This window comes from Microbulbifer sp. ABF4_107 (assembly GCF_056312215.1).
Genome location: NZ_CM149983.1, coordinates 3,727,139 through 3,740,026, shown reverse-complemented (window position 1 = coordinate 3,740,026; position 12,888 = coordinate 3,727,139). Strand labels below are relative to the sequence as shown.

Annotated in this window: 10 protein-coding genes; 1 reads left to right on the top strand and 9 read right to left on the bottom strand. The window is 58.2% G+C overall.

The annotated features are described in order from the left end of the window. From ACYX4K_RS15315 to ACYX4K_RS15290, 6 genes are all read right to left on the bottom strand, one after another. Window positions 1-549, bottom strand: coding sequence for a sugar dehydrogenase complex small subunit (locus ACYX4K_RS15315; RefSeq protein ID WP_475091281.1), 549 nt, complete (start codon window positions 547-549; stop codon window positions 1-3). 124 nt (window positions 550-673) lie between these two features. Then, on the bottom strand, window positions 674-1,204 hold the full coding sequence (locus tag ACYX4K_RS15310; RefSeq protein ID WP_475091282.1) for a lipocalin family protein: 531 nt from the start codon (window positions 1,202-1,204) through the stop codon (window positions 674-676). Window positions 1,205-1,223: 19 nt separating this feature from the next. Beyond that, window positions 1,224-1,463: a VF530 family protein gene (locus ACYX4K_RS15305; protein ID WP_476178721.1), complete on the bottom strand. Its 240-nt coding sequence runs from the start codon at window positions 1,461-1,463 to the stop codon at window positions 1,224-1,226. An 81-nt stretch (window positions 1,464-1,544) separates the two neighbouring features. Beyond that, the gene (locus tag ACYX4K_RS15300; RefSeq protein ID WP_475091284.1) at window positions 1,545-1,661 is read right to left on the bottom strand and encodes a DUF2474 family protein; all 117 of its coding nucleotides are present in this window, start codon (window positions 1,659-1,661) and stop codon (window positions 1,545-1,547) included. After that, complete coding sequence (gene cydB / locus ACYX4K_RS15295; protein ID WP_475091285.1) at window positions 1,661-2,665, bottom strand: cytochrome d ubiquinol oxidase subunit II; 1,005 nt, start codon at window positions 2,663-2,665, stop codon at window positions 1,661-1,663. Before cydB ends, ACYX4K_RS15300 begins: the two co-directional genes overlap by 1 nt. Further along, window positions 2,652-4,085, bottom strand: coding sequence for a cytochrome ubiquinol oxidase subunit I (locus ACYX4K_RS15290; protein WP_475091286.1), 1,434 nt, complete (start codon window positions 4,083-4,085; stop codon window positions 2,652-2,654). The genes cydB and ACYX4K_RS15290 overlap by 14 nt, the downstream gene beginning before the upstream one ends. A gap of 265 nt (window positions 4,086-4,350) precedes the next feature. On the opposite strand from ACYX4K_RS15290, the gene ACYX4K_RS15285 reads away from it, so the two are divergent. Further along, a complete protein-coding gene (locus ACYX4K_RS15285; protein ID WP_475091287.1) occupies window positions 4,351-5,454 on the top strand; it encodes a polysaccharide lyase family 7 protein in 1,104 nt (367 codons plus the stop codon). A 74-nt stretch (window positions 5,455-5,528) separates the two neighbouring features. On the opposite strand, the gene ACYX4K_RS15280 is transcribed toward ACYX4K_RS15285, so the two are convergent. The 3 genes from ACYX4K_RS15280 to ACYX4K_RS15270 form a co-directional block, all read right to left on the bottom strand. Further along, a complete protein-coding gene (locus ACYX4K_RS15280) occupies window positions 5,529-9,605 on the bottom strand; it encodes a COG1361 family protein (RefSeq protein WP_475091288.1) in 4,077 nt (1,358 codons plus the stop codon). A 422-nt stretch (window positions 9,606-10,027) separates the two neighbouring features. Beyond that, on the bottom strand, window positions 10,028-11,857 hold the full coding sequence (gene glmS, locus ACYX4K_RS15275) for a glutamine--fructose-6-phosphate transaminase (isomerizing) (RefSeq protein WP_475091289.1): 1,830 nt from the start codon (window positions 11,855-11,857) through the stop codon (window positions 10,028-10,030). Between the two features lie 207 nt (window positions 11,858-12,064). Next, window positions 12,065-12,826, bottom strand: a complete 762-nt coding sequence (locus tag ACYX4K_RS15270) for a DeoR/GlpR family DNA-binding transcription regulator (protein WP_475091290.1) — start codon at window positions 12,824-12,826, stop codon at window positions 12,065-12,067. Window positions 12,827-12,888 lie beyond the last annotated feature (62 nt).

Here is a 12,888-nt window from a genome sequence, read left to right as displayed (position 1 = left end):
CTAGACCCCCCCGAATTTCAGTTTGGGTGCGCTGGCCCAGTCGCCCGGCTTACCGGTGCAGTAACTGGGTATCGGGAGTACATCTGCGGTGAGGCGATACATCAGTGCGCGTTCAAACGTCACCAGAGTCTTACCCACCGTTCCCAAGTACCAGGCGGAAACGATCAATTGCGCCACCGGCGAGTGACGATCCGCAGGGCCCGGATCTTCCGGCAATACATCCAGTTGCTGGGCGAACGACGGATACTCACTGTTCAGGGCCGCCAACAGGCGCACCGCAACACGCCGATCGAGCTGAGTATCGACCGGCAGTGGATGCAGGAGTTTTTGCGACACCGAGAAAAATTTACTGAGCCGGTGGCCCGCCTCTTTGCTGCTGTCCGGTAGCTTGTCCGCCCGCACCCTGGGCAGCGCGCCGGTCCCCGCCAGCAATCCACAGCCGAGGTAGAGTTGCGTGCGAATAAAGCGGCGCCGACCAGTTGCCGGAAGTTCATCGGCGCGCACACCGCCATTGGGTCTCGCGCCGCGATCTGAAATGCCTGCGCCCACACCGCCTCCCGCCCACAAAAAATTTCGCTACTGGGAGTATAGAAAAGGCTGCTGCGACCGCATTTTGAAGAAATTCAGCCCCCGTTACCGGCGCGGGCCGAAATCTCTTTGCGCTGGCACCGGTTTATTCCTGAGGCTCCTGGGTCACCATTATCAGTGCCTCCGTATCGAAGCCGAGCTCGCTCGCCCGGCGCACATACCGCTGCAACACCGCGTCCGGCACCGTGGGCGTGCGCGACAGCAACCAAAGATAGGAACGGTCCGGCCCGGACACCATGGAGTAGCGATAGTCCTCATCCAGCTCAAACACGATATAGGCGCCATAAAAAGGCCCGAAGAATGAGACCTTCAGGTGCCCCACATTCGGAGCATCGACAAAGTAGGCTTTGCCTTCCGCCTCCTGCCATTTGGCGTTCTCGGCATCAAACCCGCGATTCACTACCTTTACACCGCCGTCTTCACGCAGGCTGTATTGCGCGGTTACCTTGCTGAGGCCCCGCTCGAAGGAGTGATCCAGGCGTGCGATTTCATACCAGGTACCCAGGTAGCGGTTGATCTCGAAATCCTCCACCGGTTCCACGCCATCGGGAACACCGGTACAGGCGGACATCGGCACAATTGCGGCAATCAACAGATACCGTATCAGGTTGCGCACTTCAGGATCCTTTTGCTGTTTACGTTTTCCAGGGGTTACTGTCGGTAAAGGTCGCGATATACAGCGCCTCGACCTTCTCTCTGGCCCAGGGGGTTTTACGCAGAAACTTCAGACTGGATTTCACCGAGGGATCATTGCGGAAGCAATTTACCGGCACACGGTCTGCAAGCCCCTGCCAGCCGTAGTGCTGCTCGAGCTGCAACACGATGGTTTCCAGCGTCACACCGTGCAGAGGGTTATTGGGTTGTTGATGATACATGTTCATTGGCGCCACTCGGTGAGGTTGGGGGCGGAGTCTACGCGGGTGTGAGTAAAAAGAAACGGGCATCGAGCGCCGGCTTCATGGCGCCAGCCACCACTTCAGAATGAGTGACACACTGCCAAGCGCCATCACACTCATCAACCAGATTGCCAGCATCCAGCCCAGCCGCTTCCAGGTGGCACCTTCCTGCTTCATCAGTGATACCCCTCGGTGCCGACTTTGCCGCGGAACACCCAGTAGGCCCAACCGGTATACGCCAGGATCACCGGAATGATAAATGCCGCGCCCACCAGTAAAAACAACTGGCTATCGCGCGGCGCCGCGGCCTCCCAGAGGGTGATCGACGGCGGAATCATGTTGGGGAAAATACTGATACACAACCCGATAAAGCCCAGCAGGAACAGCGCCAGCGCCATCAGGAACGGCAGCAGTTCATACCCCTTTTTCAGGCTCCAGAAAAATACGCCGGTGCAGATAATCACCAGTAAAGGAACCTGTGCGGTGAGCAGGACCTGGGGCATTTCAAACCAGCGGCGCCAGTAGTCATTACTCAGAAACGGGGTTGCCAGGCTTACCGCAACCAGTGCCCCTACGGTGGCTATCCCCAACCCGTAGGCGAGACGGTGTGCATGACGCTGGCATCCACCCTCGGTTTTTCGAATCAACCAGGTGGCACCCAGCAGCGCATAACCAATTACCACAGCAATACCGGTAAGCACGCTGAACGGGCTCAGCCAGTCGAGCCAACCGCCAGCATAGGCGTTGTTCTCCACCTCAATACCCTGCAGGATGGCGCCGATGGTAATGCCCTGTGCCAGCGCTGCCACGGTGGAGCCCACGGTAATTACCAGATCCCACAGCGGCTGGTGGGCGGGATCCCGCCAGCGGAATTCAAATGCCGCGCCGCGGAACACCAGCCCCAGCAGCATGGCAATCATCAGCGGATAGGTCGCCGGCAGGATGATCGCGTAGGCGAGAGGAAAAACCGCCAGCAGTCCGCCGCCACCCATGACCAGCCAGGTTTCGTTGCCATCCCAGAAGGGTGCAATGGAGTTGATCGCCTGATCGCGCTCCTCTCCTGGGGCGAGTATGGGCGAGAGAATACCGACACCCAGATCAAAGCCATCCAGCACCACATAGGCAAAGACAGAAAAGCAGATCAGCCCCGCCCAGATCAGTGGCAGATCAAGACTTTCCATGGGTACCTCCTGCATGGCCTGATGACGCCGGTGCCAGACTGGACGCCGGTGTAATGCCGGCAGCATGGGTCGGCGCCTTGTCGGGTTCCGATTCACCGCGATTGGGTGGATGCGCCATCAAGCGCAGCAGATAGTAAATTCCCATGCCGAACACCGCGGTGTAGACCACGATAAAGGCTATCAGCGACGCCGCCACCGCCGGCGCATCCAGCGGCGAGGCGGAATCCACCGTTCGCATCAGCCCGTATACAGTAAAGGGCTGGCGGCCAACCTCCGTGGTAATCCAGCCCGCGATTACCGCGACAAACCCCGCTGGCCCCATACACACCGCAGCCCGATGCAATGCGCGGGACGCATACAGGCGTTGTCGGCGCCGCGCGATTAAACTCCAGACCCCCAGCGCCAACATGGCGAAACCAATCGCGACCATTACACGGAAAGACCAGAACACCACCACCACCGGCGGCCAGTCCTCCCGCGGAAAGTCCGTCAGCCCGGGCAGCGGTGCATTCGGGTCGTGTTTAAGAATCAGAGAACCCAGCTTGGGAACCTCAATCTTGAAATGCACCTTGGCCGCTTCTTCATCCGGAATCCCGAACAGGATCAGGGGCGCACCGTTGGGACTGGGATCGAAATCCCCCTCCATCGCCAGCACCTTGACCGGCTGATGCTCCAGGGTATTCAGCCCGTGCATATCCCCCGCGAGGATCTGCACCGGGGTTACAATGACCGCCATCCACATAGCCATGGAGAACATTTTGCGGGCGCCGACGTTGTTGCGGTCTCTGAGCAGGTGCCAGGCACCAACACCCCCCACCGCAAACGCCGTGGTGAGATAGGCGGCGATCACCGTATGTACCAGCCGGTAGGGGAAGCTCGGATTGAAAATCACATCCCACCAGGATTTGCCGACAATAAACTGACCCTGATCATTGATTTCAAAGCCCGCCGGCGTCTGCATCCAGGAATTCACCGACAGAATCCAGAAAGCGGACACCACAGTACCCAGCGCCACCATACAGGTCGCGAAAAAGTGCAGGCGTTTCCCCACTTTATTGATGCCAAATAACATGACACCGAGAAACCCCGCCTCGAGGAAGAAGGCAGTAATCACCTCATACCCCATCAGCGGACCGATCACCGGACCGGCCTTGTGGGAAAACTCAGACCAGTTGGTACCGAACTGGTAGGACAGCACGATGCCAGACACCACACCCATACCAAATCCCACCGCAAAGATTTTCAGCCAGTAGCGATACAGGTTTGCGTAGACGCCGCGGCCGGTTTTCAGCCACAGCCCCTCCAGCACCATCAGGTAGCTGGCCAGACCGATGGAGAAAGCCGGAAATATAAAGTGAAACGACACGGTAAATGCAAACTGCACCCGCGCGAGGAAAACGGCGTCTAGATGCTCGAACACAACCTGGGTACCCTGGTGAATGACTTTATCTGCCCTGATAAAAAGTAGTCGCCCGCGAGGCGCTGTCTAGACGCTAGCGCCCAAACAGATAGTACTCTCAGCGCACCAGCCACAAACTGGTCAACCAATTTCCATAGAAATTCCCGAAATTTACAGTTTTCACCCGGGGATGATGCAAAAATCGGTGCCTCAGATTTTCTATCCAGGCGCTCATATAAACCGGGCGCTTAGTCTGAATACCTGTAATCTGATATCGGTCGATGTAATGCTAAAACCTCAACACTATTTTTCATCCATCACTTCTTCACTCAAGTTCACCACTATTGCCGCCAGCTGTATGTTGTTGTCCGCCTGCCAGAGCGAGCCGCAGCATCCCGACATGGCCCGCGACGACGCCGTACCCAGAGCCCAAATTGTTCCAGGTTCACTGATTGATCTCCGCCACTGGAAAATCACCCTGCCCATGGACAGCAACGGTGATGGGAAAATTGACGAAGTGGGCCCGCCACAGATTTTGCGCCTGTATGAGCCGCGTTTCTTTTACGGAAACCACAAGGGTGAGGTGGTATTTACCGCCCCCAACAAGGCCATCACCACAGCCAACTCCACCAATACCCGCAGTGAACTGCGGCAGATGATTCACCCGCAAGGCGCCAAGACCAAAGCGCCGGGAAACAACTTTGCACTGGCCGCGCACCCTCAGGCAGCGAATTTTGGTGCGGTGGGTGGACGTCTTTCCGCGACTCTCGCGGTCAATCACGTCGCGGTGAATGCCGCGCATCCCGACAAGCCTCCGGCGTATTCTGTCGTGGTCGGCCAGATACACGCGGGCAAGGATGAAAGCCTGCTCAGCCAAGGCTTTGGCTACGGCAACGAGCCACTGAAGATCTACTACAAAAAATTCCCCAACCACGCGTACGGCTCGGTTTTCTGGACCTATGAGCGCAACCTGGCAAAAGACGATCCCAACCGCATCGATATCGCCTATCCGGTGTGGGGCAACACCTGGGAATCCGCGGAAAACCCGGGTCAGAAGGGCATCAAGCTCAACGAGTCGTTCAGCTATACGGTCAATGTGGTCGGCAATATCATGCAGCTGGTTTTTGAGGCACCCAACAAACCGCGGGTGGAGTACGCCATTGACCTGTCGAGTAATACGGATGCATACGGCAAGGTCGACAGCCTGGACAACCCAGCAGGCTACAGCGGCGACTGGTTTTATTTCAAAGCGGGCGCCTACAACCAGTGCAGCAGCAAAGACCAACAGGGCATGTGGTATCCCGGCTGCGCCGGTTCAGGGGTTTGGGAAGAGGATTTCCGTGAGGGCAATTATGCCCGGGTGAGTTTTTCTTCCATTGAACTGAAGTAGACGTTTATCGCCTCGTTCCAGAAGCGAAAAAGCCGGTGGGGTTACCACCGGCTTTTTCTCGTATCGCATTGGCTTTAGTGGGCCGCTCTCCAGTAGGACACTCTCCAGTAGGCCAATCTCCGGCGCCACAGACCGCCCAGGGCCAGCAGAGAAAGTAACCAGAGGCCGACACTACCGCCACTGGAACCGCCACCACCGCTTCCACCGTTATTTACCGGAGTCTGACCGCCGGTGCTGATGCCGTCAGAAGAATCGTCGTCACCGCCATTGTCGGTATCGCCGTCACCCTGGTCGCCACTATCCGAACCACCGTCATCAGTTCCTCCATCGTCGGGAGCCGCGGCTTCCTGCAGGGTAAAGGTGAAGGTCTCTTCTTCGGAAGACAGCATCGGATTGCCGTCATCGGTTACCACAACGCGTGCGCTGTACTCACCGAGAGCCATCGATACCGGATCAAAGGAGAAGGAAGCCTGATCGCCGGGTGTTACCGGCAGCTCTTCGGTATACCACTGATAGCTGTGGGTGTCGCCACCATTTACATCTTCAACAGCGGCGGTCAGCGTGATCTCTCCGGCGTCGTTAATAAATATCGTGCCGTTCTCTCCTGCCTGGGATCCCGTTATGTGAACGGTGGGTGCCACATTGGTATCAGTGATGGTTGCGCGGTGACTGCTGCGCTCATCGTCAATTGGCATCGGGAACGTCACACCACTGCCCGCCATTGCCGCGGCCAACTCGAGCGCAAGTACCTCATCGGATTCCACCAGATCATCCCCGACCACTGGAATACGTACCGCAGCGTTTTCCAGTGCATCCGCAGAATCGATGGTGACAAGCAGCTCACCCAGGTTTACACCATTTTCGCCTTCGGTAACGACATCCGCGCTTGTGGCGGTGCTATCGGCCTCCACCCAACTGACCAGTATTGAGACTGGATAAGCCGGGGAGGGGCCAGACAGTTCCACAGCCACCGAGGCTTCGCGATCTTCGCCGGTTGTGGATTCGTCCAGCGTGAAGCGCACCTGGGGATACACGTCGACCGTTTGGGAAAGAGACTCGGAGCGGTTGCCCGCGTCGTCGACCGCATACCAATCCAGACTCAGGGCACCGCTTGGCAAAGTCACCTGCTGATCGTCGTTAATCGAAAGCAATTCGCCATTCAGCTCTACCTGAAAGTCCAGCTCGTTGTCGAAATTATCGATGGCCTGGGCTTCGTTCACATTCAGAGTAACCAGAGTGCTTTCGCCAGTGGCCGCTACGCTGATTGCCTCCGGTGCCTTGAGGATTTCTGGAGCGTCCTCGTCTTCCGTGCGTGTCGGATCTGTTGGGTAGGCGTCTTCGGCGTTTGCGACACCGTCGTTGTCGTTGTCATCGTCCAGAGTGAGACTGGAAGCAGACTGACAGGCGCTGTCGCAATCGTCGTTCCAACTATCGGGCAGACCGTCGCCATCGGTATCAACGGACGCTGCAGCGTTGGCTGGCAGGTCGTCGATATCGTTAGTGACACCATCGTTGTCCGTATCGTTCAGAGACGTATCCAGTGTGAGATTGGAAGCAGACTGACAGGCGCTGTCGCAGGCTGCCAGCCAGGTGTCAGGCAGTCTGTCATTGTCGGCATCTACGGATGCGGCGACATCGAGCGGGAAGGCATCTTGTGCGTTCGCTACACCGTCGTTGTCATTGTCGTCATCCAGGGTGAGGCCGGAGGCGGACTGACAGGCGCTGTCGCAATCGGCGTTCCAGCTATCTGGTCGGCCATCGCCATCGGTATCCACTGAGGCGGCGATATTGGCCGGGAAAGCGTCATCGGCATTTTCCGCGCCGTCGCCATCGCCATCGCCATCGCGGTGCACGGTGCCCTGCAGGCGCAGTCCCGGCAGTTCCGTATTGGTACCAAAATCCCAGTAGGGATTGCCCTGGGCATCGGTATGGCTGGACCAGTCGGTATACAGGGGGCGGTCGGTCACACAGGTGGTGTTATCGGCGCCGGTGGGGCACTGCAGCTCGGCCAGAGAGGCACCGGTGCCACCGCCATAACTGGAGGCCTGGCCCGAGGCATCGGTGGCCCAGTGGCTGGCGCTGGCGGAGCCTAAATAACCGACCAGCCCGCCGGCATCGGTGCTCCCCGACACATTAGCCGTGGACAGGCTGACAGCGACAGTGCTGCCACTGCCGTACCCGACAAAACCGCCAACATACCCGTCCCCACGCACGCGCCCGCTAACATAGCTGGCGGCAATTGTGGTATTCAAGGCAACGCCGACCAGACCTCCAATATAGTTATCAGTTCCCACAACCGAACCACTGACAAAGATGGCGGTGATCTGGCTTTGGCTTGCACGACCTGCCAGCCCACCGACGTAGTCGTCACCTTCAATGGCCATCAGCGGCCCGCTCAGAGCCAGTTCCCGAACGCTGGCGTAGCTGAGAGCTCCGAACAGGCCCTGATAATCGCTGTCGGGACGCGCGATCATCAGGTTGCGGATGCGGTGGCCGTTGCCGTGGAATACGCTGGTGAACGGGTAACTGTAATTGCCAAGAGGCTGCCAGCCCTCGCCCCCGTTCCAGTAAGCGTCGCTGCTGTCGAGGGTGCCATCGTCGCTAGTGTCGAAATCCAGATCCGCGACGAGCTCGTAACCGTGGCAGCGCGCCTGCAACACACCGCTGACCAGAACCTGTGGGCACCCCGAGGTATCCAGCGCACCGTCGGCGCTCAGGCGTTGGCCCTCACCGGCAAGGCTGTAGCGCACGGTATCCAGCTCTGCCAGGGTGGCAATCTCTATAAGACCATCGGAATCGGCATCCGCGTCGGCAACACCATCATTGTTATCGTCTTCGTCGTCCTTGTTGCCGATGCCGTCGTTATCGGTATCGCCCGGCATGTCGTCGAGGATCAGGCCGGAGGCAGACTGACAGCTGCTGTCGCAGCTGGCGTTCCACTGGTCGGGTAAACCATCCAGATCCGTATCCCGCGCGGCGGCGGCGTTTTCAGGAAACTGGTCCAGCACCAGGCCACTGGCGGCACGGCAGTCGGCATCACAGCCAAGCGTCCAGCGGTCGATGGCGCCATCGCCGTCGCTATCGCGACTCGCAGCAAATAATGTGGGGAATTCGTCATCTACACCCAGCGCACCATCGCCGTCGCCATCGCGGTACAGGGTGCCCTGCAGGCGCAGTCCCGGCAGTTCCGTATTGGTGCCAAAATCCCAGTAGGGATTGCCCTGGGTGTCGGTATGGTTGGACCAGCCGATATACAGGGTGCTGTCGATCGCGCAGGTGGTGTTATCGGCGCCGGTGGGGCACTGCAGTTCGGCCAGAGTGGCGCCAGCACCGCCAGCACTGGTGGCCTGACCCGAGACATCAGTCGCCCAGTGGCTGGCGCTGGCGGAGCCTAAATAACCGATCAACCCGCCAGTATTGATACGCACCCACACATTGGCTGTGGACAGGCTAGCGATGACAGTGCTGTCACGGCCGAACCCGACCAAACCACCAACATACGAGTCCCCACGCACGGCCCCGCTGACATAACTTGCGGCAATGGTGGTATTCAAGGCATTACCGACCAGACCACCGATACGACTATCAGTGCCAGCGACTGTACCGCTGACAAAGGTGGCGGTGATCTGGCTGGTGTTTGCAGATCCTGCCAGCCCACCGACGAAACCGCTGCCTTCGATGGCCATCAGCGGCCCGTTCAGAACCAGTTCCTGAACACTGGCGTCGGTGAGCCTGCTGAACAGGCCAGTATTGCCGCGACGTGCGATCATCAGGTTGCGGATGCGGTGGCCGTTACCGTGGAATACGCTGGTGAACGAATCGCTGTAACTGCCAAGGGGCTGCCAGCCCTCGCCCCCGTTCCAGTAAGAATCGTTACTATCGAGCACCCCATCCCCATTGGTATCAAAATCCAGATCCGTGGTGAGCTCAAAACCAATACACCCATCCGTTGGGCAACCCTCGCTGCTGCCATAGAGCGATGATCCATCCAGGTTGTTGCGGACTTCATCTAGGTCGGCCCAGTCGTTGATTTCGATTAGGCCGTCATCGTCCAGGTCGTAATCTGCGCGGCCGTCGGCGGGGTGGGCTTGCGGGGAGGCAAGCGAGAGGGAAATAAATAGGGGTAGCAGTAAGAAAACAGCGCGCGGCATTGCACTCTCCGTGTTGGCAGCTTGTGGGCTTCCGGCCCGACCAGAATTTGTTTTTGATTACCGCTGGGATGTGGGCGGTACAAAATAGCCGGTGACCTTAACAGAATTCGTTATGACGCAGAAAGTTGCATACGGAGGTTTATTGCAAATCGCTTAAATTACTGGCGCGTATTTATTCTTTGATGTTTTCGCCCTTATTTTTAAGGTGAAAATTACACGAAATTACGCCTAGTTAGCACTAGAGTACTTATTATTTTGTGATTAATTATCGAGAATAATCAGAAGGCAGAAGTATCTATTTTTGAGTGAAAATAGGCTGAAATAAATTAAATGGAACGATGGTTTCATTCTTTTATTTTGTAAATTGTAAAACGAATATGGGCCGCAATAGCGACCCATATTTCACGAAAAAAATTTTCGAATTATTCCACCGTAACCGATTTAGCCAGATTACGCGGCTGATCCACGTCGGTACCTTTCAGCAAGGCCACGTGGTAACTCAATAACTGCAATGGCACCGTATATAAAATGGGAGACAGGCTTTCCGGTGCTTCCGGGACTTCCACTACGGTTACGCCTGCCTCACTGTTGAAGCCCGATTGTGGGCTGGCAAATACAAACAGTTCGCCACCCCGAGCGCGTACTTCCTGCAGGTTGGATTTCAGTTTTTCCAGCAGTTCATCGTTTGGTGCAACGACGATCACCGGCATGTCTGCATCCACCAGTGCCAGTGGGCCGTGTTTGAGTTCGCCGGCAGGGTAGGCTTCGGCGTGGATGTAGGAAATTTCTTTCAGTTTGAGCGCGCCTTCCAGAGCGATTGGGTATTCGACGCCGCGACCTAAAAAGAGTGCGTGATTTTTTTCCGCGAAGGCTTCACTGGTGGCTTTTACCAGAGCGTCGAGGCCGGTGAATTTTTCCATCAGTTTCGGAAGCTGGTGCAGGGCATCAATGAGTTCCGCTTCGCGCTCGCTGCTCATGCCGTTGGCTTTGGCCAGTGCAATACAGAATATCTGCAGGGCGACCAGCTGGGTGGTGAAGGCTTTGGTGGAGGCGACGCCGATTTCCGGGCCGGCTTCGGTCATCAGGTGCAGTTCGGATTCGCGCACCAGCGAGCTGTTGGGCACGTTGCAGATGGTCATGGAGGCGAGGTAGCCGAGCTCTTTGGCCTGTCGCAGCGCGGCGAGGGTGTCGGCGGTTTCGCCAGACTGGGAGATGGTGACAAACAGAGTGCCCGGGCGCACAGCGGTTTTGCGGTAGCGGATTTCGCTGGCGACTTCGACGGAGCAGGGGACGCCGGCCCAGTCTTCGATCCAGTAGCGGGCGACGAGGCCGGCGTGGTAGCTGGTACCGCAGGCGACGATCTGTACCTGTTTTACCTGGGGCAGAATTTCGTTGGCGGCGGTGCCGAGAGCCTGGGACAGTACCGAGTGTTCGCCGATGCGGCCGGCCATGGTGGCTTCGACCACTTTGGGCTGCTCGAAAATTTCTTTCTGCATGTAGTGGCGGTAGCGGCCCTTGTCGGCGGCGTCGTGACCGCCCTGCAGTTTGTTCACCGGCCGGCTAACTTCTTCACCGGTCTTGTCCCAGATGGCAATGCCGTCGCGGGAGACTTCGGCAATGTCGCCTTCCTCTAAAAAAATAAAGCGGTCGGTGACCTGTTGCAGGGCCATGGGGTCGGAGGCGATAAAGTTTTCGTCATAGCCGACGCCGATCACCAGGGGACTGCCAAGGCGCGCGCAGACCAGGCGCTCGGGTTCGGTGGAGCAGACGACGCCGAGGGCGTAGGCGCCGTGCAGTTTTTCGGTGGCGGCGGAGACGGCTTGCAGCAGGTCGCGGTTTTCTTTGGCGAGCTCGTGGATCAGGTGGACGACGACTTCGGTGTCGGTCTCCGACTGGAATTCATAGCCTTTGCTGATGAGTTCGTCACGCAGTTCCTGATAGTTTTCGATGATGCCGTTGTGCACCAGGGCGAAGTTGCCGGAGGCGTGCGGGTGGGAGTTTTTATCCGAGGGGACGCCGTGGGTGGCCCAGCGGGTGTGGGCGATACCGAGCTGGCCGGCGGTGGGACTGTCGTCGAGGGCGGATTCCAGGTCGGCGACCTTGCCCTGGGTTTTGCGCAGTTGCAGTTTGCCGTCGCCGTTGACGAGGCACACACCGGCGGAGTCATAGCCGCGGTATTCCAGTCGACGCAGTCCTTCCAACAGGATTCCGGTTACGTTTCTTTGGCCCAGGGCGCCTACGATTCCACACATATTTCTTACCTCGGTATTTCGGTTCGGTGCCACATAATTGGTTTTGTGGCGGCGGCGCTACCGGGTAAGGGTGGGCGAGACACGCCGTGAACCCATCCATGGGGGCTCTTCTGCGAGGTCCCTCTCGCAGAAGGTCTCGCCCACCCTTACCCGGCATCGCCGCCTTCTCGTCATGGTTTCGAGTGATTTACACACTCTGTTTCGTTGTTAATTCACTTCTGCGCAGATGACTCGCAGGCCCCTGCTTTCCAGTTGTGCACAAACCTTGTCTTCGATGCCGCTGTCGGTCACTAAGGTACCGAACATTTCCCAGCTCAGTTCCAGATTCGGAATCCGTCGCCCCACCTTGCTGGACTCCGCCATCACCACTACTTCGCGGGCGACATCGGCCATGACGCGGGACAGGCCAATCTGCTCGTTGAAGGTGCAGGTGCCGCGCTCGAGGTCGATGCCGTCGGCGCCGATAAAGGCCTGGTCGAAGTCGTAGCCGCGCAGGACCTGTTCGGCGACCTGGCCCTGGAAAGCCTCGAAGTGGGGATCCCAGGTGCCGCCGGTCATCAGCAGGGTGGGTTCGTTTTCCAGTTCCCGCAGTTGGTTGGCGACATGGAGGGAGTTGGTCATGACGACGAGGCCGCGCTTGTGGTTGAGCTCGGGGATGAGGCCCGTGGTGGTGCGGCCGTAGTCGATGACGATGCGGTTGTGGTCGCGGATCAGTTCGGCGGCGGCGCGGCCGATGGCGCGCTTGGTCTGGGACAGGGGGTCTTCGGCTACCAGCTCCCGGGGCAGGGGGATGGCGCCGCCGTGGCGGCGCAGCAGCAGGCCGCTGACTTCCATGGCTGCCAGATCCTTTCGGATCGTAACTTCTGAGGTTTCGAACTGGCGCGCCAGTTCCTCGACGCTGGCTTCGCCCAGGTCGTTGATCTGGCTGAGTATCTGGTGGCGGCGCTGTTGGGTGTTACGCTTGGACATGAGCGTTTGGACATGCTCGCTTAAGTTTCGTTTCGTAATTTAAGCATAGCAAACCGAAACTG